General features: G+C 65.6%; 26 protein-coding genes. 12 read left to right on the top strand and 14 right to left on the bottom strand.

Translation table 11 applies throughout. From position 1 onward, the window contains the following. Positions 1-200: 200 nt before the first annotated feature. Complete coding sequence (locus tag P9255_RS08905; protein WP_309767396.1) at positions 201-2,375, top strand: malate synthase G; 2,175 nt, start codon at positions 201-203, stop codon at positions 2,373-2,375. Between the two features lie 47 nt (positions 2,376-2,422). Here P9255_RS08905 and P9255_RS08910 read toward each other — a convergent pair whose 3' ends face one another. The 5 genes from P9255_RS08910 to P9255_RS08930 form a co-directional block, all read right to left on the bottom strand. Further along, positions 2,423-2,608, bottom strand: a complete 186-nt coding sequence (locus tag P9255_RS08910; RefSeq protein WP_035960104.1) for a 4-oxalocrotonate tautomerase — start codon at positions 2,606-2,608, stop codon at positions 2,423-2,425. A 24-nt stretch (positions 2,609-2,632) separates the two neighbouring features. Beyond that, entirely contained in the window at positions 2,633-3,409 is a 777-nt protein-coding gene (locus tag P9255_RS08915; RefSeq protein ID WP_309767394.1) for a class II aldolase/adducin family protein, read from the bottom strand. Then, complete coding sequence (locus tag P9255_RS08920) at positions 3,372-4,295, bottom strand: urea transporter (RefSeq protein WP_309767392.1); 924 nt, start codon at positions 4,293-4,295, stop codon at positions 3,372-3,374. The genes P9255_RS08915 and P9255_RS08920 overlap by 38 nt, the downstream gene beginning before the upstream one ends. 93 nt (positions 4,296-4,388) lie before the next feature. Beyond that, a complete protein-coding gene (locus P9255_RS08925; protein ID WP_309767391.1) occupies positions 4,389-4,592 on the bottom strand; it encodes a hypothetical protein in 204 nt (67 codons plus the stop codon). A 94-nt stretch (positions 4,593-4,686) separates the two neighbouring features. Further along, positions 4,687-5,826, bottom strand: a complete 1,140-nt coding sequence (locus tag P9255_RS08930) for an iron-containing alcohol dehydrogenase (protein WP_309789384.1) — start codon at positions 5,824-5,826, stop codon at positions 4,687-4,689. 96 nt (positions 5,827-5,922) lie between these two features. Between P9255_RS08930 and P9255_RS08935 the strand changes: the two genes are divergently transcribed. The 4 genes from P9255_RS08935 to P9255_RS08950 all read left to right on the top strand — a co-directional run bounded on the left by P9255_RS08935 (position 5,923) and on the right by P9255_RS08950 (position 11,434). Then, positions 5,923-6,861 carry a LysR family transcriptional regulator gene (locus tag P9255_RS08935; protein ID WP_309767389.1) on the top strand — a complete coding sequence of 313 codons (939 nt, stop codon included), beginning with the start codon at positions 5,923-5,925 and terminating at the stop codon, positions 6,859-6,861. A gap of 103 nt (positions 6,862-6,964) precedes the next feature. Then, a complete protein-coding gene (gene yiaA, locus P9255_RS08940) occupies positions 6,965-7,384 on the top strand; it encodes an inner membrane protein YiaA (RefSeq protein WP_309767388.1) in 420 nt (139 codons plus the stop codon). A 123-nt stretch (positions 7,385-7,507) separates the two neighbouring features. Continuing rightward, the gene (locus P9255_RS08945) at positions 7,508-8,692 is read left to right on the top strand and encodes a GGDEF domain-containing protein (protein WP_309789385.1); all 1,185 of its coding nucleotides are present in this window, start codon (positions 7,508-7,510) and stop codon (positions 8,690-8,692) included. A gap of 222 nt (positions 8,693-8,914) precedes the next feature. Continuing rightward, a complete protein-coding gene (locus tag P9255_RS08950) occupies positions 8,915-11,434 on the top strand; it encodes a PAS domain S-box protein (protein ID WP_309789386.1) in 2,520 nt (839 codons plus the stop codon). A gap of 6 nt (positions 11,435-11,440) precedes the next feature. On the opposite strand, the gene P9255_RS08955 is transcribed toward P9255_RS08950, so the two are convergent. After that, positions 11,441-12,214 carry a DeoR/GlpR family DNA-binding transcription regulator gene (locus tag P9255_RS08955; protein ID WP_309767385.1) on the bottom strand — a complete coding sequence of 258 codons (774 nt, stop codon included), beginning with the start codon at positions 12,212-12,214 and terminating at the stop codon, positions 11,441-11,443. Positions 12,215-12,492: 278 nt separating this feature from the next. Between P9255_RS08955 and P9255_RS08960 the strand changes: the two genes are divergently transcribed. From P9255_RS08960 to P9255_RS08975, 4 genes are all read left to right on the top strand, one after another. Next, on the top strand, positions 12,493-13,500 hold the full coding sequence (locus P9255_RS08960) for a 2-keto-3-deoxygluconate permease (protein ID WP_309767383.1): 1,008 nt from the start codon (positions 12,493-12,495) through the stop codon (positions 13,498-13,500). Beyond that, positions 13,497-14,810 (top strand): four-carbon acid sugar kinase family protein, encoded by a 1,314-nt coding sequence (locus P9255_RS08965; RefSeq protein ID WP_309767382.1) that lies wholly within the window; start codon positions 13,497-13,499, stop codon positions 14,808-14,810. Before P9255_RS08960 ends, P9255_RS08965 begins: the two co-directional genes overlap by 4 nt. Before the next feature lie 10 nt (positions 14,811-14,820). Further along, complete coding sequence (pdxA, locus tag P9255_RS08970; protein WP_309767381.1) at positions 14,821-15,822, top strand: 4-hydroxythreonine-4-phosphate dehydrogenase PdxA; 1,002 nt, start codon at positions 14,821-14,823, stop codon at positions 15,820-15,822. 73 nt (positions 15,823-15,895) lie between these two features. Beyond that, a complete protein-coding gene (locus tag P9255_RS08975) occupies positions 15,896-17,275 on the top strand; it encodes a CoA transferase (RefSeq protein WP_309767379.1) in 1,380 nt (459 codons plus the stop codon). Here the strand turns inward: P9255_RS08975 and P9255_RS08980 are convergent, their stop codons facing one another. The 5 genes from P9255_RS08980 to P9255_RS09000 all read right to left on the bottom strand — a co-directional run bounded on the left by P9255_RS08980 (position 17,276) and on the right by P9255_RS09000 (position 21,489). Then, positions 17,276-17,626: a DUF1801 domain-containing protein gene (locus tag P9255_RS08980; protein WP_309768210.1), complete on the bottom strand. Its 351-nt coding sequence runs from the start codon at positions 17,624-17,626 to the stop codon at positions 17,276-17,278. Positions 17,627-17,655: 29 nt separating this feature from the next. After that, positions 17,656-18,765 carry an alanine racemase gene (alr, locus tag P9255_RS08985; RefSeq protein ID WP_309767378.1) on the bottom strand — a complete coding sequence of 370 codons (1,110 nt, stop codon included), beginning with the start codon at positions 18,763-18,765 and terminating at the stop codon, positions 17,656-17,658. Between the two features lie 115 nt (positions 18,766-18,880). Beyond that, on the bottom strand, positions 18,881-20,539 hold the full coding sequence (locus tag P9255_RS08990; RefSeq protein ID WP_309789519.1) for a PQQ-binding-like beta-propeller repeat protein: 1,659 nt from the start codon (positions 20,537-20,539) through the stop codon (positions 18,881-18,883). 313 nt (positions 20,540-20,852) lie between these two features. Continuing rightward, entirely contained in the window at positions 20,853-21,176 is a 324-nt protein-coding gene (locus tag P9255_RS08995; protein ID WP_309767377.1) for a hypothetical protein, read from the bottom strand. Between the two features lie 64 nt (positions 21,177-21,240). Further along, the gene (locus P9255_RS09000) at positions 21,241-21,489 is read right to left on the bottom strand and encodes a hypothetical protein (RefSeq protein ID WP_309767376.1); all 249 of its coding nucleotides are present in this window, start codon (positions 21,487-21,489) and stop codon (positions 21,241-21,243) included. Positions 21,490-21,797: 308 nt separating this feature from the next. On the opposite strand from P9255_RS09000, the gene P9255_RS09005 reads away from it, so the two are divergent. Continuing rightward, on the top strand, positions 21,798-22,001 hold the full coding sequence (locus tag P9255_RS09005; RefSeq protein ID WP_309767375.1) for a hypothetical protein: 204 nt from the start codon (positions 21,798-21,800) through the stop codon (positions 21,999-22,001). Between the two features lie 21 nt (positions 22,002-22,022). Here P9255_RS09005 and P9255_RS09010 read toward each other — a convergent pair whose 3' ends face one another. Then, a complete protein-coding gene (locus tag P9255_RS09010; RefSeq protein ID WP_309767374.1) occupies positions 22,023-23,219 on the bottom strand; it encodes an amino acid aminotransferase in 1,197 nt (398 codons plus the stop codon). A 34-nt stretch (positions 23,220-23,253) separates the two neighbouring features. Next, the gene (locus P9255_RS09015; RefSeq protein ID WP_309789387.1) at positions 23,254-24,657 is read right to left on the bottom strand and encodes an amino acid permease; all 1,404 of its coding nucleotides are present in this window, start codon (positions 24,655-24,657) and stop codon (positions 23,254-23,256) included. Between the two features lie 354 nt (positions 24,658-25,011). Between P9255_RS09015 and P9255_RS09020 the strand changes: the two genes are divergently transcribed. Both P9255_RS09020 and P9255_RS09025 read left to right on the top strand, forming a co-directional pair. Beyond that, positions 25,012-25,263 carry a hypothetical protein gene (locus P9255_RS09020; protein ID WP_309767370.1) on the top strand — a complete coding sequence of 84 codons (252 nt, stop codon included), beginning with the start codon at positions 25,012-25,014 and terminating at the stop codon, positions 25,261-25,263. 50 nt (positions 25,264-25,313) lie between these two features. Beyond that, positions 25,314-25,475 carry a hypothetical protein gene (locus P9255_RS09025; RefSeq protein ID WP_309767369.1) on the top strand — a complete coding sequence of 54 codons (162 nt, stop codon included), beginning with the start codon at positions 25,314-25,316 and terminating at the stop codon, positions 25,473-25,475. Positions 25,476-25,494: 19 nt separating this feature from the next. On the opposite strand, the gene aroQ is transcribed toward P9255_RS09025, so the two are convergent. Further along, complete coding sequence (gene aroQ, locus P9255_RS09030) at positions 25,495-25,932, bottom strand: type II 3-dehydroquinate dehydratase (protein ID WP_309767368.1); 438 nt, start codon at positions 25,930-25,932, stop codon at positions 25,495-25,497. Positions 25,933-26,026: the final 94 nt, after the last annotated feature.

Here is a 26,026-nt window from a genome sequence, read left to right on the forward strand (position 1 = left end):
TGACAGTCAGCAAGCGAGACTGCCCCGGCTGACCGGCTGCCAACGCTGGACGGCGCATACTTCTGTAACGACTGCCTCGCGCCCACACGTTTCACGGGCACATCGCTTGCAGCCGGTCAACATTCGATCCCCTGCCATTCCGCGCTACCATACCCCCCAGCCCCGCATCCCTTACGTACCAGCAATCAGCCGGAGTGCCCATGAACGAAATGACTCAACAGCACGGCCTCAAAGTCGCATCGAGCCTCGCGAAGTTCGTCGAGGAAGAAGCCATTCCCGGCACGGGTGTCAACGCCGCATCCTTCTGGCAAGGATTCGATGCCCTCGTGCACGACCTCGCGCCGAAGAATCGCGCGCTGCTCGCCGAGCGAGACCGCCTGCAGTCGGAGCTCGACAACTGGCATCGCAGCAATCCCGGCCCCGTGCGCGATCTGCGCGCGTATCGCAAGTTCCTGGCGGACATCGGCTATATCGTTCCCGCGCCCGCGCAAGTCCAGGCGACCACCGCCAACGTGGACCGCGAAATCGCCGAACAAGCCGGCCCGCAGCTCGTCGTGCCGTTGTCGAATCTCCGCTATGCGCTCAACGCCGCGAACGCGCGCTGGGGCAGCCTCTACGACGCGCTCTACGGCACCGACGCCATCGACGACAGCGACGGCGCCGAGCGCACCGCCGAGTTCAATCCGAAGCGCGGCGCGAAAGTCATCGCGTATGCACGCGCATTCCTCGACGACAACGCGCCCCTCGCTCACGGCTCGCATGCCGATGCCACGAAGTACAGCGTCGAGCAGGGGCAACTCGTCGTCACGCTCAAAGACGGCCGAAGCAGCCTCGCCAATCCCGAACAATTCGCGGGCTTCCAGGGCAACGCCAGCGCGCCGAGCGCCATCCTGTTGAAGCACAACGATCTGCACTTCGAGATTCAGATCGACGCGAACCATTCCATCGGCAAGACGGACGCTGCCCACGTCAAGGACGTGCTGATGGAAGCGGCCGTGAGCACGATCATCGATTGCGAGGATTCAGTCGCCGCCGTCGATGCCGCCGACAAGACCCAGCTCTACCGCAACTGGCTCGGGCTGATGCAAGGCCAACTGTCGGAGCAGGTCACGAAGAACGGCAAGAGCTTCACGCGCAGCCTGAACGCGGACCGCGAATACACCGCGCCGAACGGTTCCACGCTGAAGCTGCATGGCCGCTCGCTGCTGTTCATCCGCAACGTCGGCCATCTGATGACCAATCCCGCCGTGATCGATCGCGACGACAACGAGATCCCCGAAGGCATCCTCGATGCGGTGATGACCACGCTCGGCGCCATGCACGATCTGAAGAACAAGATCAACTCGCGCACCGGCTCCATCTATATCGTCAAGCCGAAGATGCACGGCCCCGCCGAAGTCGCATTCTCCGACGAACTGTTCACGCGCGTCGAAGACCTGCTCGGGCTGCCGCGTCACACGATCAAGATGGGCATCATGGACGAGGAACGCCGCACGAGCGTCAACCTCCGGGCGTGTATCGCGGCGGCGAAGGCGCGCGTCGCGTTCATCAACACGGGCTTTCTGGACCGCACCGGCGACGAGATGCATTCGTCGATGGAAGCCGGCCCGATGATGCGCAAGGGCGACATGAAGTCGTCGGCATGGATCGCCGCATACGAGCGCAATAACGTGCTCGTCGGGCTCAACACCGGCTTGCGCGGGCGTGCGCAGATCGGCAAGGGCATGTGGGCGATGCCCGACCTCATGCGGGCGATGCTCGAACAGAAGATCGCGCATCCGAAGGCCGGCGCGAACACCGCATGGGTGCCCTCGCCCACGGCGGCGACGCTGCATGCGCTGCACTACCATCAGATCGACGTGCAGCGCGTTCAGCAGGAAATGGAAAGCATCGACTATGAAGGCGTGAAAAGTGAGCTGCTCGACGGCCTGCTGACGATTCCCGTCGTCGAAAAGGCGACGTGGTCGGAAGACGAGATCAAGAGCGAGATCGAGAACAACGCGCAGGGCATTCTCGGTTACGTGGTGCGCTGGATCGATCAGGGCGTCGGCTGCTCGAAGGTGCCGGACATTCACGATGTCGGCCTGATGGAAGACCGCGCGACGCTGCGCATTTCGAGCCAGCACATCGCGAACTGGCTGCGGCATGGCATCGTGACCGAAGAGCAGGTACGCGCGACGCTCGAACGCATGGCGGCGGTCGTGGATCAGCAGAACGACGCCGATCCGTACTATCGCCCGATGGCGCCCGCGTTCGATAGCTCCTACGCGTTCAAGGCCGCGTGTGCGCTCGTCTTCGAAGGACGCACGCAGCCGAACGGCTACACGGAACCGCTCTTGCACAAGTTCCGTCTTGCCGCAAAGGAAACGATGTAATCGTCATCGAAACGCGGCGGCGCCGTGCCGTCGCGTTTTTTTCGGCGCTATTGATCCGACCAGAGCTTGCCTGCGGTCGCCCAGTTCTCGCGCTTCACGTCCGTCAGGATGATGTCCACCGAGCCCGGCTCGCAGCCGAGCGTCTCGCAGGTCGTGCGCGTGATCGCTTCGACGAACTTGCGCTTCTCTTCCGCCGTGCGGCCTTCGAAAAGCTGGATGTTGAAAGTCGGCATTGCGTTGATTCCTCCCGGAACGTGTTAATCGCGATATGAAGCATCGATGCGCTCGAGCTTGCGCAGAAGCGCGGGCCATTCCAGCGCGCCTTCGATGGCGTCGTCATCGTGCAGTTGCGCCGCCGTGCGGGTGACGACCTCTGGCGTAGGCACGAGCATCTTCCCCACGCCCGCCAGGGCGCGCAGTTGAATATCGCATGCCTTGACGAGCATATCCATCAGCACATAAGCCTCGGCAACCGTACGCCCGAGCGTGAGCGGCCCGTGGTTGCGCAAGAGCATCGCGCGATGCGCGCCCAGACTCGCGACCAGCCGCTCGCCTTCCGCGCGCGAGAACGCGAGTCCCTCGTAATCGTGATACGCGAGATGACCGTGAAAACGCATCGCGTGCTGAGACGCCGGCAGCAGACCATGCGGCTGCGTCGATACCGCGATCGCCTCGCGCACATGCAGATGCATCACGCAGGCCGCATCCGCGCGGGCGGCATGCACGGCGGCGTGCAGCGCGAAGCCCGTCGCGTTCACCGGATGCGCGCTTTCGCCGATCACATTGCCGTCGATATCGATCTTCACCAGATTCGACGCGGTGACTTCATCGAACGCAAGCCCGAACGGATTGATCAGAAAGCGGCCCGGCTCGTCCGGCACGCTTGCGGAAATATGCGTGTAGACGACATCGTCCCAGCCGTTCAGCGCGACGAGCCGGTACGCCGCCGCCAGATCGACGCGCGTCGCGGTTTCGGCGGCCGAGCGCGGTCCGCTTTCATCGATCCTGCGCTCGGACGTGTGGGTGAACGACATGCGATTCTCCTTTCGATGTTCTTTCGATGCGCCTCGCCACGGCGATCGCCGTCCACGACGCAAGCACGAAGGGCGCGGTCAGCGCCGCGATGCCGATGCAATCCGCGATGCGCTCGATCGATACCGCGAGCGCCATCGCGATGAACGCGTAGCGCGCACCGAGCGATGCGGTCGCGAGCGCGGCCAGCGCCGCGTTGAAGCCGCACGCGCCGGAAAGCACGACGGCGTCGCTCGCACCGCACAGTGCGTGCAGCGCCGCGCCGATCGCGCTGCCCGCAAGCGCCCACGCCGCGCGTGCCGGACGCGCCGCAAAAAGTCCCGCCGCGATGAACGCGCCCGCCATCGCTCCCGATGCGAACACGATCGGCGCGAGCCCCGCGAACGCGGCCTTCGTCAGTGCGGCGCCGCCGGACGAAACCGGCCCGAGCGCGCCGACTTCGCCGCGATCGGCGAGAAACGGCATCCAGCACCAGGTGACGATGATCGCCGGGCTGGAAAAGATCGGCAAGGCGCGAAGCGAAAGAATGCGGGTGAGCCGGCCGGCGAGCAGCGTGGCGAATGCCGCCGAGAGAATGGCGACGGCCGCCGCCTGCGATGCATCGCGAATGAAGGTGAACGCAGCAAGCGCGGCGAGCGCGCCGTTGAAGCCGTAGAGGTCGTCGCGGATGACGGGCGATCCGGCGTCTTCGGTGATGACCGCGATCACGTTGCCGACTATCGCGCCGATCACGAGCGCGCACGCGAGGCGCGGGCTAGCGCACGCGACGCCTGCGAGCAGCAGCGCGCCGGTCGCGGCATTGCGCTGAAGCACGATTTGCCCGATGGAACGGGCGAAACGGAGGAGCGAATCGCCGGGTGCGGCGTCGGTGTGGGAAGCGAGGGACATGCGCGGCGGCTACGCAAAGGAAGCCGCCAGCATAGGGCAAGCCGCGCGCGTCGTGCGACGCGGGGCCGTATAGCGAATATTCGGGGCTACGGGTTAGTTGAGCGCCAGCGGCATCATCGTGGAGCCGTCGATGGTGGCGGTCGCGTAGTTCAGGTCGGAGTTCATTTTCACGAATTCCGTGACGTTCTCGCGGAAATTCGGGTGCTTTTCCCACGTGATGTAGCTGGCATCGACGACGGCAGACAGCGTGAGCAACGTAAAGGCGATTTTTTCGAGAATGACGTAACGGGTGCGCATGACAGTAAATCCGGAATTTGCTGCGCATTGTAACAAAGACTAGGGTTTTCCCCTAATCTTTGTTGCAATGCCGCAAATCGTCATGCGCCCGGCCTTACATCGATGCTTCGAGGATCGCGGTGTAATCGTCGCTCGACGCGTCGCGCGGATTCGTCTTGTGGCTGTGATCCTTCAGCGCGCCCGCAATGATGCGTGGGAACAGATCGCGCGTCACGCCGAGTTCCGCGAGACCGCGCGGCAAGCCGAGCGCCGCGGTCATCCGGCGGATGGCGTCGCCGACGTCGTCGCCGGCGGCGAGACCCATCGCCTGCGCGATGCGCGCGAGCTTGTCCTCTTCGACCATCGACGATGCCGTGCTGTTGAAGGCAATCACCGCCGGCAGAAAGATCGCGTTGAGCGTGCCGTGGTGCAGCTTCGGATTGATGCCGCCCAGCGAATGGCTCAGGCTGTGTACGCAACCCAGGCCCTTCTGGAACGCCAGCGCGCCCTGCATGGATGCGCTCATCATGTTCCAGCGCGCGGCGCGGTCGGAACCGTCGCGGGTCGCGCGCTCGATGTGCCGCCACGCGCGCCAGAGGCCGTCGAGCGCGATGCCGTCGGCGGGCGGGTTGAACGCCGGCGCCATGAAGGTTTCGAGGCAATGCGCGATGGCGTCCATGCCGGTCGCGGCCGTGAGCATCGGCGGCAGGCCGAACGTAAGTTCCGGATCGCAGATGGCGACCTTCGGCACCACATGCGGAGAGATGACGCCGACCTTGCGGCCATCGTCGAGAATCAGGATGGCGCCACGGCCCACTTCGCTGCCGGTTCCCGCCGTCGTCGGAATGGCGATGACCGGCGCCGTCGCCGCCGTGATGCGCGCGAGGCCGCCCTCGATCACCGCGAAGCTCGACATCGGGCCTTCGTGCGTCGCGCAGACGGCGACGCCCTTCGCCAGATCGATCGACGAGCCGCCGCCCGCCGCGATCACGCCATCGCAATCGTTCGCGCGATACAGGTTGACGGCCGCGCGCACCGCGGCTTCATTCGGGTTCGGGGGCGTCGCGTCGAAGACCGGCGCGGTGAATTGCGGACCGAGCGCATCGACGACCTTGTCCAGCAGACCCGCCGCGCGGATGCCCGCATCGGTCACGATCAGCGGGCGGCGAATGCCGAAGCGCTCGCACTCGCCGGCGAGCAGGCGCACCGCGCCGAAGTCGAACTGGATCTGTGTGATGTAATTGATGAGAGCCATGGTGGAATGACGAAAGGTTATAGCGCTTAACCGAGTATACGAGCGCATCCCCGTCCTCGATACTGACGGCATGTGATACCGGTATAACTTTCCCTCATGACGCCGTCGCTCAACTCTATCCTCTCGCGCCTGCATGTGCGGCAGTTGCGCTTGCTGATCGCGCTCGAAGAACGCGGTTCGCTGCTGGGCGCGGCGAAACAACTCGCGCTGACGCAGCCGGGCGCGAGCAAGGCGCTGCATGAGATCGAAACGACCTTCGGCACGCCGCTTTTCGTGCGGACACATCGCGGGCTGGAGCCGAACGCCGTCGGCCATTGCGTGATCCGCTATGCGCGGCTCATTCATACGGATATCGCGCATCTGCGGGAGGAGATCGTGGGCATCATGCGCGGCTATGGCGGGCGCGTGTCGGTCGGCGTGATCATGGGCGCGGTGCCGCTCGTCACCGATGCGATCACCGCAGTCAGCACGCGTCAGCCGGAGATGTCGGTGGAGATCGTCGAGGATACGAGCGCGAGCCTGCTCGGCCTCATCGACGCCGGGCGGCTCGATGTCGCCGTGTGCCGTACGAGCGTCAGCCAGACGCCGTATCTGTACGACAGCGTCATCGTGCAGCAGGAGACGCTTGCCGTGATCGCAAACGTCGATCATCCGCTCGCCAGGCGGCGACGCGTGGCGCTCGCCGACCTCGCGAAGCATCGCTGGGTGGTGTATCGCGCGAACATGCCGATGCGCCTGCTGCTGGAGCGCGAGTTCCACGATGCGGGGCTGCGCTTTCCATCGCATCTGCTGGAAACCACCTCCGCATTCGCGACGCTCGCGCTCTTGCAGAAGAATCCGTCGCTGGTCGCCCTCGTGTCCGTCGATGTCGCGCGCTTTTGCACGGCGCATGGCGTCGTGTGCACGCTGCCGCTTGCGTTCACGTCGAAAAGCGAGCCGTACGAGATGGTCACGCGCCGCGATGCGCAACTCTCCGCGGGCGTGCGCCTGCTGATGGATGAGATCGTGCAGGCGGGTAGCAGCGCGGGCGCGTGAAAACACCAGAACCGTAGCCTTTCTCTCATAAATCTTCCCTGTTAGAGTGCCAGCCCTTAAGCCGGCTTGCCGGCGTCTTTCGGGCATTCAAGGAACTCAACAAATGGTTAGCATCCCTTCGCAACGCCCCTCTCCCGCCTTCGTCGCTGCTTCGTGGGGCGCGCTGTTCGCGGGTTTCGCCGCCTATCTGGTCGGCCTGTGGAATGCGGGCATGCAGTTGAACGAGAAGGGCTATTACTTCACGGTCCTGGTCTTCGGCCTATATGCGGCAATCTCGTTGCAAAAGACCGTGCGCGATCGCACCGAAGGCATTCCGGTGACGACGCTCTATTACATGCTGAGCTGGATTGCGCTGACGCTCGCCGTCGCGCTGCTCGTGGTCGGCCTCGTCAATGCGACGCTCGAACTGAGCGAAAAGGGTTTCTATGCGATGTCCTTCGTGCTCGCCCTGTTCGGCGCAACGGCCGTACAGAAGAACACGCGCGACATTCAGGCGGCAGCAGAGCCATCCGCAAACGATTGACCATCGATTCGAACACGCACCGAACCGCGCAACCATAAAGTTCGATCCTTTCATTCCGTTATCCGATGTGTGGGACAAAGCTCCCGAAGGCCATGCACTTGCACGGCCGCGCACATCGCAGACATGGACCAACAGATCGAATCATTTACCCTCCCGCGCGGGCGCGCCGCGACGTGGCTGCTGCACGCGGGCCCGGACATTCCGCGTGCGATCCGCGCCGCGCTCGTCGGCAGCCTGTTCGGCACGCTGCCGATTTTCGCGGGCGGCGTGTTCAATACGATCGCGGTCGCGTGGGTGCTGCAGCGGCGGCATCCGTCGTTCGCCTTCGACGCCTGGCTCGCGCTCGAAATCGCCGTCTGCGTCGCGCGGCTCGCCGTGCTGATCGTCGCGCGCCGCCGCGCCCGCGCGGGCAAATCGACGCTCACCGACACGTACGTGCTGCTCGCGCCGCTGTGGGGCGCGACCGTCGGCTACGGGGCGCTCGTCAGCGTGCTGTCGGGCGACTGGGTGGCCGCGACGCTGTCGTTTCTTTCGGCGGCCGCGATGGTCGGCGGCATATGCTTCCGCAATTTCGCCGCGCCGCGTCTCGTCGCGGTGATGATCTTCCTGTCGCTCGGGCCGTGCTGCATCGGCGCACTGCTTTCGGCGGAACCGACGCTTCTTCTGACGCTGCTGCAAATCCCGTTCTATCTTTTCGCGATGAGCGCCGCCGCGTGGCGTCTCAACCGCATGCTCGTCTCGACGATGAAAGCCGAGCAGGAAAACGACCGCCGCGCGCGTCACGACGAACTGACCGGCCTGCTCAACCGCGCCGGGCTGTTTCAGGCGGTGCGCTTTCGCATGCGCTACGGCCGTGCGGACGAACACGCGTTCGATGCGCTCCTCTATCTCGATCTCGACGGCTTCAAGGCGATCAACGACGCCCGCGGCCACGAAGTCGGCGATACGCTGCTCGCGCTCGTCTCGCGCCGCCTGCGGCAACTCGCGGGCGATGGCGCGCTGGTCGCGCGGCTGGGCGGCGACGAGTTCGTGATCGTCGCGCCGCCGCACGCCGATCCGCTCGCGCTCGCGGACCGGCTCGTCGTCGAATTGGGCAAGCCGTTTCATACCGATGGCGACGGCGAACTCACCATCGGCGCCAGCATCGGCATCGCCATGTTCGATCAGCATCACACCGAACTGGACGGCGTGCTGCGCGATGCGGACACCGCGCTCTACGCGGCGAAACGCTCCGGCAAAGGGCGCTGGGTGGCGGCGAGCCGCATAGAATCGACCTCCGACGCATCCGGCGAAACCGCGCTTGCCTGAGAGGAGGCGCCATATTGTCCGATGGACTGACGGAATGCGTCGTTATTACCGGATTGCAATGCCTGCGCGCCGCATTAAATCAGTACGCCTTTCCCCCTGACTTTCATGCGGACGATAAAAAGTACCCGTCGCATTATTAAGCAAACGTTTGACTGCCTTTTGTGTTTCAATTAGCGGACGATATACCGCTGCTAATCTCCGCGATTGAATCGCGTTTCACCGATGCATAAACGGGCCATGCGTTTTCAGTACGAGACTTCATCACCGGATAGAAGAACCAAGGCCCAACACAATCGTCGCGCTCATTTCGAGCGGTGGTTCGCCACGTTCGCGAGCCTCGCGCATTCCCGGCTGCCTCTGCCGGACTATCTGCAAAAAGTCACCGACACGCTGCGCGAAGTCGCGGGCGTCGCATCGTCGGTCATCGAATGGATCGAGGGCGACGAGCTTGTCTATCGCGCGGCGAGCGGCGCGGCAGCGAGACACGTCGGCACGCGACTGCCGTCCGCCGGCAGCCTCTCGGGGCTGTGCATCGCGCGGCAGGAGGCGCTGATCAGCCGCAACACGGCCACCGATCATCGCGTGGACCGCGCGGCGTGTCAGGCCGTCGGCGCGGCCTCGATGGTGGTCGCGCCCGTCATCTATGACGGCCGCTCGGTCGCGGTGCTCAAGCTCATCTCCAGCGAGCCGGAACAGTTCAGCCAGGCGGATATCGCGATCCTCAACGCGTTCTGCGCGTGCATCGCGGAGACCATCGCGCGCGAGGAAATCGCACAGGAGCATCGCCAGCTCGTCGAGCAGCACGCAAGCGTCAGCGCGACGCTGAGCGTGGAATCGTCGCTGCGCGTGGAGTTCGAGAAAAAGCTCGCGGATGCCCTGCGCCGCCGCCGGACGGTGCTCGACAACGCGCACATCGCGTTCGTTTCCATCGACGAAGCCGGCATGGTCATCTACTGGAACGAGGCGGCGACGAAGCTTTTCGGCTGGCGCGCGCAGGAAGTCATGAATCAGGACCTCGCGCTGTTCATCGTGCCGGAACGCCACCGCGCCGCGCATCGCGCCGGTCTCACGCGCTATCTGGCGACGGGCGAGGCGCGCGTCATCGACACGCGCGTCGAACTTCCCGCGAAGCGCCGCGACGGCAGCGAGTTCACCGCCGAACTGACCATCAGCGAGGTCTGGTACGAAGGGCAGCGTCAGTTCACCTGCTTCATCCACGACATCACCGACCGCCTGCGCGCGACGGAAGCGAATCATCGCCTGCGCCTGCTGATCGATTCGGTCAGCGACTACGCCATCTACATGCTGGATCCGAACGGCATCGTGCGCTCGTGGAACGACGGCGCGCACGCGCTCTACGGCTATACCGCCGACGAGGCCATCGGCCGGCATCTCGCGCTCTTCCATCCGCCCGACGAACTGGGCCGCGACCGTCCCGGCGACATCATCCGGCGCGCGAGCGAGCACGGCCGCGTCGAGCACGAAGGCTGGCGGGTGCGCAAGGACGGCTCCGAGTTTTGGGCGCACGTGACCTTGAGCGCGATGCCGTCCAAGGAGGGCGGCGCGCAGGATTTCGTCGCGATCACGCGTGACATGACCTCGCGCCGCCGCCTCGAAGAACTGGAGGCGTCGAGCCGGCGCATGAACGAGTTCCTCGCGCTCCTCGGCCACGAACTGCGCAACCCGCTCGCGCCGATCCGCAACGCGGTGAGCATTTTGAAACTGAAGGCATCGGACGATGCCGACGTCATCCGCAGCCGCCAGATCGTCAACCGGCAGCTCGCTCACCTGACGAAGCTCGTCGATGACCTGCTCGAAGCGGGCCGCGTGAGTTCGGGAAAGATCCGCCTGACGACCGATATCGTCGATATCGCGGAGGTGGTGCATCTGAGCGCCGAAGCCAGCCAGCCCTCGTTCGATGCGCGGCAGCAGCGGCTCGTCGTCGAGGAAAGCGGGCAGCGCGTCTATGTCAACGGCGATCCGACGCGGCTCGTGCAGGCGCTCAATAACCTGCTGAACAACGCATCGAAGTTCAGCCCGGCCGGATCGACCATCACGCTCGAAGCCGGCGCGCGCGGCGGCACGGCGCTGCTGCGCGTCACCGATCAGGGGCGCGGCATTTCCGCCGATGCGCTCGGCGCCGTGTTCGATCTCTTCGTGCAGGAACATCCGCCCGGCGCGCATGCGGACGAAGGCGGTCTGGGCATCGGGCTGACGCTCGTGCGGGCGATCGCCGAACTGCATGGCGGACACGTCGAGGCGCGAAGCGACGGGCCGGGCAAGGGCAGCGTCTTCAGCCTGTGGCTGCCGCTCGCGCAGGCGACAGCGCACGAACCGCCGAAGCCCGCCGCGCCGGAAGCGTCGGCGAACCGGCAACTGGAAGTGCTCGTCGTCGACGACAACCGCGATTCCGCCGACAGCATGACGCTCGTCGTCGACATGCTCGGCCATTCGGCGCGTTCCGCCTACGACGGCCAGGAGGCGCTGCAGCGCTTCGACGAACGGCGGCCCGACGTCGTGCTGCTCGATCTTTCGATGCCGGGCCTCACGGGCTTCGACGTGATTCGCGGCATTCGCGAGCGGGCGCAACAAGGCGGCGCGCACGTGGTCGTCGCCGCGATGACCGGCCTCGGTTCGGACGAAGACGTGGCGCGCACGGGCGCGGCGGGCTTCGACGCGCATCTGACCAAGCCCGTCGATCTCAACGAAATCGAAGCGGTGCTCGCGCTCGCCGCGCGATGAGCGCGCCTACTGCGCGTCCATCTCCGCCCGCTCCACCTTCACGCTGCCGCGCTGCTCGAAGCGTTCGATGGCGGCGTCATCGGCAAAGGAATCGGTGACGAGCGTCCACTCCCGCTCGAGCGGCGTCCAGTGCTGCTGGCTCGCGCGCTCCAGCTTCTCCGATGTCACCAGGACGAACACGCTCGCCGCCTGCGCGACGATGCACTCCTTCAGGAACGCCTGCTCCGCCGTCGCCTCGCATAGCCCTCGCCCCGCGACGACGCCATCTGCGCCGAGGAACGCCTTGTCGAAGGTAAGCCGCGATAGCGCGACCTGAGCGATGGGCCCGAGCGTGCTCATGCTCGAAGGCCGCACGTCTCCGCCGATGAGCGTGACGCGCACATCCGCCGAGGCGAGCGCACTCACCGCCAGCAGATTGTTCGTGATGACCTGGATCGCCTTGTGCCCCGCGAGACATCGCGCGAGCGCGGCGGTCGTCGTGCCGCCGTCGAGAAACAGCGTGTCGCCGTCCTGCACGTGCCGCGCCGCCGCCCGCGCGATGGCTTCCTTCTGTTCGCGGAAGCTCTCGCGGCGCGTATCGAGCGATTCCTCCGGTTCATGCACGCCGACCGACGCCGCGCCGCCGTAAGTCCGCACGATCCGGCGTTCGTCGGCGAGCGCGCGCAGATCGCGCCGCACCGTCGCTTCCGACATGCCGAAGTGCTCGCACAGCGCGGCGACATCGTTCATGCCGGATAGCACGGCCTGCAGCATCGCCTCGCGGCGTTTCTCGACTTTCATGCGATTCCTGTGGTTGGGCGTTGAGCGTTGCGCCTCGCGGGCGGCGAGCCGCCAAGTGTATCGAATCCCGCGCCACTCCCAGGCCCGCGCGATGCTGATACGGAGAAAGTGTCGCCGTGATCGTTCCGATCATTCATTGCGCAGCAAGTGCGCGATTCGATCAGTGTAAACGCTTAGACACCGATAATTGCGCGCGATCCGCGCAATCATTACACTACGGTTTGATTGAATCGATCATTTTCTGATCGGATCGACAGAATTCCTTCCCGGAGACACCCATGGTTCAGATTCCCATCAAGCGCGCAGTGGAGCGCGTACCCGGCGGCATGATGATCGTGCCGCTTCTGATCGGCTCGCTCATCGCAACCTTCCTGCCGGGCATGCCGAAATTCTTCGGCTCGTTCACGAATGCGCTCTTTACCGGCGCGCTGCCGATCCTCGCGGTCTTCTATGTCTGCATGGGCGCGGGCATCGACGTGAAAGCCACGCCGTACCTGCTCAAGAAGGGCGGCGCGCTCTTCGTCACCAAAGTCGGCATGGCGATCATCGCGGGCATCGTGCTCGGCCACTTCCTCGGCGAGCAGCCCATCAGCTCCGGCATGTTCGCGGGCATTTCGACGCTCGCCGTCGTCGCCGCGATGAACGACACCAACGGCGGCCTGTACATGGCGCTGATGGGGCAGTACGGCCGCAAGGAAGATGTCGGCGCGTACACGATCATGTCGCTCGAATCCGGCCCGTTCCTGACGATGGTCACGCTCGGCGTCGCGGGTCTTTCGGCGTTTCCGTGGCCCACGCTCGTCGGCAGCATCCTGCCGCTCGCCGTCGGCATGCTGCTCGGCAACCTCGACCGCGAGATGCGCGATTTTCTGGGCCGCGCGGTGCCGGTGATGATCCCGTTCTTCGCGCTCGCGCTCGGCGCGGGACTCGACCTGCACAAGGTATGGCAGGCGGGCCTGCTCGGCATCGGCCTGGGCCTCGCGGTGGTCGTGTTCACCGGCATTCCGCTTTATTTCGCGGACCGGCTGACCGGCGGCACCGGCGTCGCAGGCGCGGCGGCGGCGAATACGGCGGGCAATGCGGCGGCGGTTCCGGCGCTGATCGCGGCAGCCAATCCGGTCTATGAAGAAGCGGCCAGGTCGGCGACGCTGCTGGTCGCGGCCTGCGTCGTCGTCACGTCCATCGTCACGCCGATCCTCACGGCGGCGATTGCGAAGCGGGTGAACGCCCGCAACGACGCCCGCGCCACGCTCGACGCAAGCGCCAAGCGCGGAGCCGCTCAATGAGCGCGCAGTCCACGAGCATCCTGATTCTCGCCGACGACCTCTCCGGCGCCGCCGATTGCGCGATCGCGTTCGCCGCGGCAGGCCGCAAGACGGTCGTCACGCTGGACCCGCACGCGCCGGACGAAGGCGCGACGGTCATCGCCGCCGATACCGACACGCGCCGCCACGCTCCCGCCGATGCCGCCGCGCGCGTCGACGAGGCATTGCAGGCGCTGCGGGCGCCCGGCCGCCGCCTGTACAAGAAGATCGATTCGACGCTGCGCGGCAACTGGACCGCCGAAGTCGCGGCGCTCGCACGGCTCGCCGGTTGCGCGATCGTCGCGCCCGCGTTTCCGGCGACGGGCCGCGCGGTGCGCGATGGCGGCGTCTTCGTGCACGGCGTGCCGCTCGACGCGACGGAAACGTGGCAACTGGAACACGCGGGACAAGACGCACGCCTCGGCGCAATGCTCGAGGCAGCGGGCCTGAAATGCGCGCACATCGGGCTTTCGACCTTGCGCGACGCGCCGCACACGCTTGCCGCCCGCATTGCGGCGGCGGCGGCGGAAGGCATCAGCGCATTGATCGTCGATGCCGAAACAAGCGACGATCTCGCCGCACTCGCGCGCATCACGGCATCGCTCGATACGCCCTTCTTCTGGGTCGGCTCCGGCGGCCTCGCGCGCGAACTCGCCGCGCTGCCCGACCTGTTTGATGCGCCCGCTGCAACGACGGCGCGGCCCGCATCGGCGGATGTGGCGCACGGGCCGGTGCTCGCGCTCGTCGGCAGCCTGTCGGCGGTTTCCGAGCGGCAATGCGCGATGCTGCGCAGCGAAGCGGGCATCGCGGAGCTGATCGTGCCGCCCGCGGTGCTGCGCGACGGCGCGCGTCATCCGCAATGGAACGCCTGGGGCGACGACATCGGCTCGCGGCTGCGTGGCGGGCATGACCTGATCGTGCGAATAGGACGCGACGACGCCTTCGATCCCGCCGAAGGCGCGCATCTTTCGAACGCGCTCGCCGCGCTCGTCGCGCCGCACTTCGATACGCTCGGCGGGCTGATCGCGACCGGCGGCGAAACCGCCCGCGCGATGCTCGCGGCGGCGAACGTCGGCAGTCTCGAACTCGTGCGCGAGATCGAAGCCGGCGTGGCGCTGGGCCGTGCGACCACCGCGAACGCCGCGAACGCCGCCAACGGCGCGGCCATCGTCACGAAAGCCGGCGCGTTCGGCAGCGAGCACGCGCTATACGGCGCGTACCAGCATTTACGCGGACAGCCCGCCGTGGCCGAAGCCGCGCGGAAACAGAACGCACGCGAAACCTCTATCTGAACGAACGACCATGACCAACTATCTCCCCGTAATCGGCATCACGATGGGCGACGCAAGCGGCGTCGGCCCGGAAATCGTCGTCAAGAGCCTCGCGCATGAAGCCGTGTACCAGCAGTGCCGCCCGCTCGTGATCGGCGATGCGCGCCGTCTCGAACGCGCGATCGAAATTACCGCCGTGCGCGCGACCGTGCGGCGCATCGAGGATGCGTCGCAGGCGCAGTATCAGCCCGGCGTGATCGACTGCATCGACCTCGAACTGATCCCCGACGATCTGCCGTTCGGCCAGCTTTCCGCTGTCGCGGGCAATGCGGCCTACCGCTACATCGCGCGCGCCGTCGAGCTTGCGCAGGCCAATCAGATCGATGCGATCTGCACCGCGCCGCTCAACAAGGAAGCGCTGCACGCGGGCGGTCACAAGTTCCCCGGCCACACGGAAATGCTCGCGCATCTGACGGGCGTGGACGAAGTGTCGATGATGCTCGTCGCGCCGAAGTTGCGCGTGATTCACGTGACGACGCACATCGGCATCATCGATGCCATCCGCAAGATCGAGCCGGGCCTCGTGCGCCGCACGATCGAGCGCGGCAACGCGACGCTCGTGAAGGCCGGCATTGCGAAGCCGCGCATCGGCGTATGCGGGATCAACCCGCACGCGGGCGAAAACGGCCTCTTCGGCTACGGCGAGGAAGAAGAGAAGATCATTCCGGCGGTGAAGGCGCTGCAGCACGAGGGACTCGACGTGACCGGCCCGCTGCCCGCCGATACGCTGTTCTATCGCGCGGGGCGCGGCGACTTCGATCTCGTCGTCGCGATGTATCACGATCAGGGCCACGGGCCGGTGAAGGTGCTCGGGCTGGAAGCAGGCGTCAATGTGACGGTCGGGCTGGATGTGATCCGCACGTCGGTCGATCACGGCACGGCGTTCGATATCGCGGGCAAGGGCATCGCCGATGAAGGCAGCATGCTCGAAGCGCTGCGGCAAGGCGCGGAACTGGCGACGCGGCGCGGCTGAACTGCGCCGATCGGGAACGCGTCGCCATTCGGGGCGACAATGCGGCATCTCCCACGCCGACGCGATCCCGACCATGCCCGACTCTTTCGAGACACTGACGCATCTCTGGCAGCTCGCCGGCCTTCCCGGCGACGCGCTTTCCTACGCGGAATTGCCGGGCGAAGACCCGGTGTTCCCATCCACGTTCGCGGTCGGCACGGCGGCACAATCGACGATTGCAGCCGCCGCGCTCGCTGCCTGCGAACTCGCGCATGCGCGCGGCGTGGCCCGTCAAAGCGTGACCGTCGACATGACGCATGCGGCGGTCGAATGCACCGGCCACTTCATGCTCGACGGCAACGCGCCCGAAACGTGGGGCCCATTCTCGGGCCTTTACCGTTGCGCTGACGGCTACGTGCGCATTCACGCGAACTTCGCTCATCATCAGGACGGCGCGTTGCGCGTGCTGGGCCTCGATCCTGGCTCGGCCACGCGCGACGACGCCCAGCGTGCCCTGCTCGACTGGCGCGCCAGCGATTTCGAGGATGCCTGCGCCGGGCGGGGACTCGTCGTCACGATGCTGCGCAGCTTCGACGATTGGGACGCGACGGCGCAAGGACGCGCCATCGCCGCGCAACCGCTGATGACGATCACGCGTATCGGCGATGCGCCGCCGCGCGAATTGCCGGCGCTGTCGTCGAACGATCGCCCGCTCGCCGGCGTGCGCGTGCTGGACTTGACGCGCATTCTGGCCGGTCCGGTCGGCGGGCGCGCGCTCGCTGCGTTCGGCGCGGACGTGATGCTCGTGAACTCGCCGCATCTGCCGAACATCTCCGCCATCGCCGATACGAGCCGCGGCAAGCGCTCGGTGCAACTCGACCTGCGCAGCGGCGATGACCGCGCGGCGCTTTGGCGTCTCATCGACGACGCGCATGTCTTCTCGCAGGGGTATCGGCCGGGCGGGCTGGCGGCGCTCGGCTTCGCGCCGGAAGCCGTGGCGCAGCGCCGGCCGGGGATCGTGTATGTGTCGCTGACGGCGTACGGCACGCAAGGACCGTGGTCCGGGCGGCGCGGTTTCGATTCCCTCGTGCAAACCGCGATGGGCTTCAACGCAGCCGAAGGCGAGGCGGAAGGCGCAGGCAAGCCGCGCCCCTTGCCGATGCAGATGCTCGACATGGCAAGCGGCTTTCTGATGGCATTCGGCGCGGCGGCCGCGCTCTGGAAGCAGCAGCGTGAGGGCGGAAGCTGGCATGTGCAGGTGTCGCTTGCGCAGACGGGGCATTGGCTGCGCGCGCTCGGGCGGATCGAGGGCGGTCTGCGCGCGACCGTCCCCGATTTCGCGCCTTATCTCGAACGGCAGGCATCCGGTTTCGGCGAGCTTGAAGCGGTGCGGCCGAGCGCGCAGCTTGCACGCACGCCGGCCGGCTACGAGCGCGTTTCCGAGCCGCCGGGAACGTCCGAGCCGCGGTGGTGATCAGGGCTTCTTCTTCGCCTTGCTCCGATTCAGGTCGATGGCCGCGCGAACCAGAGCTTGGAGGCCGTCCACATCCACTTCGTCGCCTTCGAAGTAATCGATCGCGCGCCGCGTGTTGCCGTCCAGCCCGGCGTTGAAGAGCTTGCCCGGATCGGCGAGCATCGCGCCGTGCGCGAACGTCAGCTTCACCTTGCCCTTGTGTGCATTCGCGACGGCGATCATCCCGTCGCAATACCACACGGGGCTGCCCATGTACTTCCATTCTTCGACGATGCCGGGATCGGCTGCGAGAATCGCCTTTCGCATGTTCGCGAACGTCGCGCCGCGCCAGTCCGCGAGTTCCGCGATCATCCGGTCGATGCGTTCGGTCGCGTTCACGATCAGGCCTCCGCGGGCAGATCGACCGCTTCCGTCGACTGCACTTCGACGGGCACGCGCCGCGCGAGCGCGCACATCAGTTCATAGCCGATGGTCCCGGCCGGCTCCGCGACCTCATCGACGCGGACGTGATCGCCCCACAACTGCACCGGCGAACCGATGCCGGCCGCCGGGCACGGCGTGAGATCGACGGTCAGCATGTCCATCGACACGCGCCCGACGAGGCGCGTGCGCACGCCATCGACCGCGACCGGCGTGCCGGCGGGCGCGTGGCGCGGATAACCGTCCGCATAGCCGCACGCGACGACGCCGATGCGCATCGCGCGGTCCGCCGTGAAGGTGCGCCCGTAGCCGATGGTTTCGCCCGGCGCGAGCGTCTGCACGCCGATGATGCGGCTCGAGAGCGTCATGGCCGCGCGCAGCGGCAAGCCTTCGATGTGCCGCGCGCTGCCCGTCGGCGATGCGCCATAGAGGATGGTGCCCGGCCGCACCCAGTCGCGATGCGCGCGCGGATGCCAGAGCACGGCCGCCGAATTCGCGAGCGACCGCGTGCCGGGCAGGTTCCGGGTGGCGGCGTCGAATTCGTCGATCTGCCAGTCGATGCCGCCATCGTCCGCGTTGGCGAAGTGGCTCATCAAACCGATGCCGCCGATCTTGCCGATGGACGCCATATCCGACGCCCGCCGCCAGGCGCGGCTGAAGGCATCGGGCCGGAACCCGAGCCGGTTCATGCCGGAGTTCATCTTGATCTGAATGTCGATTGGCTGGCGCGGTCCGGAGGCATCGAGCAGATCGAGTTGCTCGTCGCAATGCACGGTCACCGTCAGCCGATGACGGTCCGCGATGTCCACGTCGCGCGCATCGAAGAGGCCTTCGAGCAGCAGGATGGGCTTGGTCCAGCCGAGTTCGCGCACGCGCACCGCTTCGTCGAGATCGAGCAGCGCGATGCCGTCGGCCTGCCCGAGCGCCGGGTAAATGCGCTCGATGCCATGCCCGTATGCGTTCGCCTTGACGACCGCCCACACGCGCGACGACGACGCCGTGCGCCGCACGAAAGCGATGTTCTCGCGGATCGAATCGAGGTGGATGCGCGCGGAAATCGGGCGAGGCATGGGCGGAACTCCTGTTTGGCTCGTTGTTAGTCGATTGTGCGATCGTATCGAGTCAAACGGAGTTCTTGTTATTCTTGTGCGGGGGGTTTTTAGGGGAAACGACTGCGCGCAACACCTACCGCCCAAGCAACCCGAACACCGCCACCCCGCCCTTCGTCCCCACATAAACCTTGCCATTCGCGATCGTCGGCGTGATGAACTTGTTGCCCGGACCGAACTGATCGCGCGCGCCCGCCTGATTGCTGTCGTACAGCGACCGCGCGAGATTCGACGCGTCGTACGCGTGCAGCGTCGCAATCGTCCCGTTACGCGCCGCCCACACGATGCCGTTCGCCGCGCCGTTCGCCGATATGCTCGGCGTCGCGCCCGGAAAGCCGAACGTGGTCGGCGTCTGGCTCGCGGGCGTGGCCGAGAGCCGCGCGTTCGTGATCGTGAACGCCTTGATGTTGTCGCCGATCGCGCCGAAATACACCGTGCGATTGAAGTACGCGGGCATGCCGAACATCGCGCCGCGAATCTGCCCGACCAGTTCCTGATAGATGTGATCGGCGTTCGAATCGAACTTGCCCATCGAATCGCGGTTGACCACGTAGATCACCGCGTTCTTCCCCGCCCCCAGCGCGAGCCGCCGCACCGCGCCGCTCGCGTCGGCCAGGTCGGGCAGCACGAGCGCGCCGCCCGAACCCAGATCCTCGTCCGCGTTCGACTGCTGCACCGTGTTCGACGGCTGGAAATAATCGGTGACGGCGAGCGCCGGCGTCGTGCCGAGCTTCAGAAAACCATTGCCGAAGTTGCCGTGAAGCGGCATCTCCTGCGCGTTCAGGGTAGCGTCGAACGTGCCGTTGCCATCGAGAAAATAGATCGACGCGCCATCCGACGCGAGCCCCGCGCCGCTCATCCAGATCGCGCCCATCTGCCCGTTCGGCGTCACGTTCAGCACGCTCGCCTGCTGCAGCGTGGCCGCGTCGTAGCCGATCACCCAGCCGGTGTAAGGCATGAAGTCGCAATGCGATGTCCACGCCGTATAGACGACGCCGTTCAGCAGCAGTAGCGACGCGCGCTCCGCATACTGGCCGGGATCGAACACCACGCGCCCGTTCTGACTCGCCGCGCCCGTCCCCGGATACGACGCGGCGATCTCCGTCGGCCCGCCGAACAACTCCGCGCCCGTCGCGATGTCGAGCGCGTGAATGCGCTGGTGATAGCGGCCCGCGCCGTCCTTCGACATGCCGACGACGTACATCGCGCCGTTCGGGCCGCGCGCGCGATCGATGACCGGTGTCGCGGTGATGCCGATCGTCGGCGTGATCTGCCCGCAGCCGTGATCGTCGCTGGGCGATTCGCCGTCGGCGAGCGTCGTGGCCTTCCAGAGCGTCGCGCCGGTGTCGGCGTCGAAGGCGTAGACGCTCGCGTTCTCTGTTGCGACGTACAGCACGTCATGCGTGCCGCCCGCAATCGATACGCTGGCGAGAAAGAGCGGCTGCGCGTTGACGGGGCCGTCGACCGGATAGACCGCGAGCTTGCCGAAAGTCGTCGAATTGACGTTGGCGGGCGTAAGCACCGTTTCCGCGAGTTGCTGGCCGGTGCGGCCGATATCGTTGTGGTAGGTGACGACGTCCATCGCGTTGGCGACGGCGCCCGAAGCCGCCGGCGCGCCGGATGCAGCCGGCGGCGCGGATGCACCGGCGCCCACGTTCGGCGAAGACGAGGAAGAGGAAGAGGAAGAGGAAGACCCGCCCCCGCTGCATCCCCCGGCAATAGCGAACGCGGTCATCAAAGCGAGCACCAGCGAAAGCAGGACGGCACGACCCGACAGATGCGGCTTCACTGCAGTCTCCTTCTCCCGACCGGCACGAACGATTGCGGCGTTTTGCCATCTTCCGACGCCTTTGCGGCGTTGCAATCAACCGTGCTAATATAGGGAAACTACCTAGGTAGTTAACCTAGTCTCACAGTTAATCAAGGAGTTGCGTCATGGGAGTGTTCCTTCCTTTTTTCTCGATGTTGTCCGCTGCGGTCCGCGACGCCCTTAAGGCACGCGCCAAGGTCAGCGCGTTGATGGCCGAGGCCTACCGCCGCGCGGGATACTAAAGCGGCCGCGGCCAGCGGCCGCCGTGAACGGTCGTCGCGTGCGCGTCCGAAAGCAGCGCGGCTTTAAGGTCTCGCCGCTCGGAGAAGCGCGGCGAGTCAAACCACAGCAGAAGTTCCTCGCGCCAGAAGCCCCAGGCGTTCTCGTCGAAATCGAAGTCCTCGTCGATGCAGCCGTTGTCGCGCAGATACGCGCCGACCACTTGCGTCCCGTTCCAGTACGCGACGGCCACATCGGTCAGATCGGCGGTCATGCCGCGCGGCAGATCGCGCAGCAGCATGGCGAGGTGCGCCCTGAACGATGCGAAGTTGGTCGGTCTCATCGCGTGTTCCGCCTCAAAAAGTGCGTTGTAAGACGATGCGGCGCGCGTTCTGTCCACGGCACGATCAGCCGAATGCGCCCTTGTTCAAGTCTTTCTCGAACATGGTCACCCATGCGGTGCCGTGCCCGATGCGATATTCGCGCTCTTTCAACGTCGAGCGCCGCACGATCGTGACGTGTCCCTGCAACGGATAAACATCGTCCACTACTTCGGATTCCCCCGCTTCCTGCACGAGAAAATCGTCCGCATCGATGCGATGCCGCGCGAGAATCGCCAGAAAGTCCGCTTTTTCGTCCGGTGCGATCACTGACATGGCGGCCTCCACGATCGAACGCTGCTGCATTCAAGGTAGCACACGCAAGGACGAACGGCGATGCCAATTGCCACACCCGTGGCACGCGCGCGCCGCACGCGAATTGCTTGCACTCGCGCGATGATTCGATGGAGACGCTCGCCGATGACGAACCCGACCTTTCGCCGCGCGCTGTGTTGCGCGGCGCTCGCCGCGTCCGCGCACGCACATGCGCAGGACCCGGGTTGCGGCGTGCTGCAAGGCGCGTCGGGCAATACGCTTTCGTTGCGCGAAGGTGAACGCGCCGATCTGATCCAGGGCGGCACGCCGTGCATGGCGCGCTGCATGTGTATGCCGACGGCGCGGTGTATCGCGTGTACTGGCAACCGGACGGGAGCGCCGAGCAATATGTGCTGGCGAATGCGGGAGAGAACGGCGTGCGGCTGGTTTCGACGCCGCCGCGCGGAACGAAAGTGGACGCGGGACCGGGCACGCTGCCGCCGCAGCAGGTGCAGTCGTGTCCCGCGTTGTGAAGCCGATCGTTGTAACGCCGATTACTTTGCCAGCACCTTGCCGATCGCATCGGCGACGGTCTGCACGTTGCTGTCGTTCAGGCCCGCCACGCACATGCGGCCCGAGCGCAGGATATACACGCCGAACTCTTCTTTCAGGCGATCGGCCTGCTCGGCCACGAGCCCCGTGTACGTGAACATGCCGCGCTGCTTCAGATAGCGCGTGAGCATTTCGCCGCGCACGTGGTCTTTCAGGCCATCATGAATGGCGCGACGCATCCGCGCGATGCGCTCGCACATCGCCGCGAGTTCATCGCGCCACGATTGCGCGAGTTCGGGCGTCGTCAGCACCTTCGTGACGATCTTCGCGCCGTGCGTCGGCGGATTGCTGTAGTTCGCGCGCACGGCGCTCGTCAATTGGCCGAGCACGCGGTCGGCTGCGGCGGCATCGTCGCAAATCACATGCAGGCCGCCGCAACGCTCGCCATACAGCGAGAAATTCTTCGAGAACGAATTGGCGATGAACGCCGGCACCCCGCGACGCGCAAGCTCGCGCACGGCGAACGCGTCGTCGTCGAGGCCGGAGCCGAATCCCTGATAGGCCATATCGACGAAGGGCAGCAACTCGCGCCGCTCGAGCACGTCGATGATCTTGACCCACTGCGCTTCGTCGAGATCGACGCCCGTCGGATTGTGACAGCACGCGTGCAGCAAGACGACGCTCTTCGCGGGCAACGCGTCGATGGCGTCCAGCATCGCATCGAAACGCAGGCCGCCGGTGGCTTCGTCGTAGTACGGATACGTGTTCACTTCGAAGCCCGCGCGCTCGAAGATGAAGCGATGGTTCTCCCACGTCGGATCGCTGACCCACAACTTCGACGCCGGAAAATAGCGCTTGATGAAATCCGCGCCCACTTTCAGCGCGCCCGAACCGCCGAGCGTCTGCACGCTGGCGATGCGGCCGTCGGCGCGCGCCGGGCTGTCGTTGCCGAACACGAGCGCCTGCACGGCATCGCGATAATGCGCGAAACCGGCCATCGGCAGATACGGCTTCGGGCCGGGATCGTTCAGGATCGACAGTTCGGCTTCGCGCACGGCCTGCATCACGGGCAGGCGGCCGGCGTCGTCGAAATAGATGCCGATGCTCAGATTGACTTTGTCGGTGCGCGGGTCCTTCTGAAAGTTTTCGTTGAGCGACAGGATCGGGTCGCCGGGGTAGGCATCGATATGTTCGAACATGGTGTCGGAATCGGATCGGAAGCGGAAGGAAGGATCAGCGAGACGGCGCACGGCGCGGCGCGCCCGCGTCGTCGCCGCGACTTTTGAGATAGTAGCCGATTCCCAGAACCGCGAGCCAGATGGGGATCAGGTACACCGACAGCCGCAGCCCCGGCGTCTCGAACATCACCCAGACGATGCCCGCGACGAACGCAAGGCAAAGATAGTTGGTGAGCGGAAAGCCGATGCTTCTGAACGACGTCGCCACGCCGCGTTCGCGCTTGTCGCGGCGAAACTTAAGGTGAATGACGCTGATCATCGCCCAGTTGATGACGAGCGCCGACACCGCGAGGCCCATGAGCAATCCGAACGCGCGGCCCGGAATGAAGTAGTTGATCAGCACGCACGCCGCCGTGACGAGCGCCGACACACACAGCGCCGCGATCGGAATGCCGCGCGCGTTCACGCCGCAGAGCGCACGCGGCGCATTGCCCTGTTGCGCGAGGCCGTAGAGCATGCGGCTGTTCGCATAGACGCCGCTGTTATAGACCGACAGCGCGGCGGTCAGCACGATCACGTTCAGCACGTTCGCCACGAGCGTGCTGTTCATCTCGCGAAAAATCAGCACGAAGGGGCTGCCGCCCGTCGCGACCTTGTCCCACGGATACAGCGACAGCAGCACGCCGAGCGCGCCGATATAGAAAATGAGGATGCGGTAGATGACCTGGTTCGTTGCGCGAGGAATGCTGTGCGACGGGTCTTCCGCTTCCGCCGCCGTGATGCCGACCAGTTCCAGCCCGCCGAACGAAAACATGATGACGGCCATCGACATGACGAGCCCGCTCACGCCGTAGGGGAAAAATCCGCCGAGCTTCCAGAGGTTCGTCACGCTGGCTTGCGGCCCTGCGTGACCTGAAACCAGCAGGTAGCCGCCGAACAGAATCATGCCGACGATCGCCGCGACCTTGACGATGGCGAACCAGAATTCGAGCTCGCCGTAGGACTTCACGCTCGTCAGGTTGATCGCGTTGACGATGACGAAGCACGCCAGCGCCGATACCCATGTCGGCAATGCCGGCCACCAGTACTGCATGTAGATGCCGACGGCGGAGAGCTCCGCCATGCTGACGAGGATATAGATGGCCCAGTAGTTCCAGCCGGAGATGAAGCCCGCCGCGCGGCCCCAGTACTTGTCGGCGAAATGGCTGAACGAGCCGGCGACGGGTTCGTTGACGACCATCTCGCCCAGTTGCCGCATGATGAAGAACGCCATGAGCCCGGCGATCGCATAGCCGAGCAGCACCGATGGGCCCGCCAGCCTGATCGTCTCCGCGACGCCGAGAAAGAGTCCGGTGCCGATCGCCCCGCCGAGGGCGATCAACTGGATGTGGCGGCTCTTGAGTCCGCGCCTGAGTGCTTCGGGCGATGTCGCCGTCGCGCCTGTATTGCCTGAAACCATGATCGATGCCTGCCTTCACTGCCCGTCCGCGCGTCGCCGCGACGCCCGCCGCCGCAACGTCTATAAAAACGCACGAAGTGTTGTTTTTCTGCGAGGAGAAATTCCCGCCGCCCCGCCATACGACCGCTTCGCTTCCCTTTCCGCCCGGACCAAAGTACGCGATTTTACAGCCCCACCGCCCGCAAAGCCTTGTGGAGCGGACTTGCGGCGGATTTCTAACCGTTTCGCGCCGTGCGTCGCGCGCGCCCCAAGCCGCGAAGAACAGGAAGTGAGGCCGGAATTGGGGCTTTTTCGGAGGATTGAGTTCGGGACCCGGCGCGCAGAATCACTTCATCCACTCAACGGGGAAGCGCCATGTTCCAGACGATGCAAAAAAACGCCGCGCCGCATCACATCGCGAATCTGAATGCATACGCGCACCTCGGCGCCCCGGCGGCCGAAGCCGATCTGCTTGCCCAGCTTCAGGCCGCCTCCGACAACGTGCTGCGCCTCGCCGGCGAACTGCATGCAAACGCGGACGCCGACGCCGATTCCCTCACCGAGCAGCACGCCATCGCGCAACGGCTGATCGGCCAGTTGCTCGCGATGCCCGCATCGCAACGCTGATTCATCGCCGCACCGCTCATCGCTCATCGCACTGAAACTGGAAGAACGAAATGAACTACTTGACCATCATCGCGGTTGTCTGGACGGTCTGCGCAATCTTCGCGGTGCTGTTCATCCGTGGAGCGACGGCGCAGGAACGCAAGCCGGCGCGCGTCGCCGCTCGCCGGGAGCGCGCTGCGGCCACGGTCAAGACGGCCGCTCGCATCTCCTGAGCGCGTTCCTGAAGCGGCATCACCGAATCGCGGATGCCGCCGCGCGCAAGCCGAGCAGATAGCTGTCCACGCCGAAGCCGCAGATTTGCCCCTTCGCGATTTCGGCGAAGACCGAGTGGTGACGGAACGGCTCGCGCGCATGAACGTTCGACATGTGCACTTCGACAATGGGCACGGTCAGAATGGCGAGCGCATCGCGAATGGCGACGCTGTAATGCGTCCACGCACCCGCGTTGATGACGACGGCATCGACCTTCTCGGCGAAAGCCTGGTGAATGCGCGCGCACATTTCGCCTTCGATGTTCGTCTGATAACACTCCACCTCCACGCCCAGTTCCTTGCCGAGCGCGTTCAGTTGCTCGTCGATTTGCGCGAGCGTCGCCGTGCCGTACTGCTTCGGATCGCGCTTGCCGAACATGTTGAGGTTGACGCCGTGCAGCGTCAGGATCTTTGCCATGATGTGTCCTCGAAGGTGGATGCCGCAGGCTGTAACGGGCAGATTCTGCAGTCCGTGACGCGCGATGACAATAGCCTCGACCCGGCGCCTCGCA

Source organism: Caballeronia sp. LZ019 (genome assembly GCF_031450825.1).
Classification (GTDB): domain Bacteria; phylum Pseudomonadota; class Gammaproteobacteria; order Burkholderiales; family Burkholderiaceae; genus Caballeronia.

Coding starts and splice junctions, on each gene's coding strand:
- P9255_RS08905 (WP_309767396.1), top strand. CDS start 201: ATGAACGAAATGACTCAACAGCACGGCCTCAAAGTCGCATCGAGCCTC.
- P9255_RS08910 (WP_035960104.1), bottom strand. CDS start 2,608: ATGCCGACTTTCAACATCCAGCTTTTCGAAGGCCGCACGGCGGAAGAG.
- P9255_RS08915 (WP_309767394.1), bottom strand. CDS start 3,409: ATGTCGTTCACCCACACGTCCGAGCGCAGGATCGATGAAAGCGGACCG.
- P9255_RS08920 (WP_309767392.1), bottom strand. CDS start 4,295: ATGTCCCTCGCTTCCCACACCGACGCCGCACCCGGCGATTCGCTCCTC.
- P9255_RS08925 (WP_309767391.1), bottom strand. CDS start 4,592: ATGCGCACCCGTTACGTCATTCTCGAAAAAATCGCCTTTACGTTGCTC.
- P9255_RS08930 (WP_309789384.1), bottom strand. CDS start 5,826: ATGGCTCTCATCAATTACATCACACAGATCCAGTTCGACTTCGGCGCG.
- P9255_RS08935 (WP_309767389.1), top strand. CDS start 5,923: ATGACGCCGTCGCTCAACTCTATCCTCTCGCGCCTGCATGTGCGGCAG.
- yiaA (WP_309767388.1), top strand. CDS start 6,965: ATGGTTAGCATCCCTTCGCAACGCCCCTCTCCCGCCTTCGTCGCTGCT.
- P9255_RS08945 (WP_309789385.1), top strand. CDS start 7,508: ATGGACCAACAGATCGAATCATTTACCCTCCCGCGCGGGCGCGCCGCG.
- P9255_RS08950 (WP_309789386.1), top strand. CDS start 8,915: ATGCATAAACGGGCCATGCGTTTTCAGTACGAGACTTCATCACCGGAT.
- P9255_RS08955 (WP_309767385.1), bottom strand. CDS start 12,214: ATGAAAGTCGAGAAACGCCGCGAGGCGATGCTGCAGGCCGTGCTATCC.
- P9255_RS08960 (WP_309767383.1), top strand. CDS start 12,493: ATGGTTCAGATTCCCATCAAGCGCGCAGTGGAGCGCGTACCCGGCGGC.
- P9255_RS08965 (WP_309767382.1), top strand. CDS start 13,497: ATGAGCGCGCAGTCCACGAGCATCCTGATTCTCGCCGACGACCTCTCC.
- pdxA (WP_309767381.1), top strand. CDS start 14,821: ATGACCAACTATCTCCCCGTAATCGGCATCACGATGGGCGACGCAAGC.
- P9255_RS08975 (WP_309767379.1), top strand. CDS start 15,896: ATGCCCGACTCTTTCGAGACACTGACGCATCTCTGGCAGCTCGCCGGC.
- P9255_RS08980 (WP_309768210.1), bottom strand. CDS start 17,626: ATGATCGCGGAACTCGCGGACTGGCGCGGCGCGACGTTCGCGAACATG.
- alr (WP_309767378.1), bottom strand. CDS start 18,765: ATGCCTCGCCCGATTTCCGCGCGCATCCACCTCGATTCGATCCGCGAG.
- P9255_RS08990 (WP_309789519.1), bottom strand. CDS start 20,539: ATGACCGCGTTCGCTATTGCCGGGGGATGCAGCGGGGGCGGGTCTTCC.
- P9255_RS08995 (WP_309767377.1), bottom strand. CDS start 21,176: ATGAGACCGACCAACTTCGCATCGTTCAGGGCGCACCTCGCCATGCTG.
- P9255_RS09000 (WP_309767376.1), bottom strand. CDS start 21,489: ATGTCAGTGATCGCACCGGACGAAAAAGCGGACTTTCTGGCGATTCTC.
- P9255_RS09010 (WP_309767374.1), bottom strand. CDS start 23,219: ATGTTCGAACATATCGATGCCTACCCCGGCGACCCGATCCTGTCGCTC.
- P9255_RS09015 (WP_309789387.1), bottom strand. CDS start 24,657: ATGGTTTCAGGCAATACAGGCGCGACGGCGACATCGCCCGAAGCACTC.
- P9255_RS09020 (WP_309767370.1), top strand. CDS start 25,012: ATGTTCCAGACGATGCAAAAAAACGCCGCGCCGCATCACATCGCGAAT.
- P9255_RS09025 (WP_309767369.1), top strand. CDS start 25,314: ATGAACTACTTGACCATCATCGCGGTTGTCTGGACGGTCTGCGCAATC.
- aroQ (WP_309767368.1), bottom strand. CDS start 25,932: ATGGCAAAGATCCTGACGCTGCACGGCGTCAACCTCAACATGTTCGGC.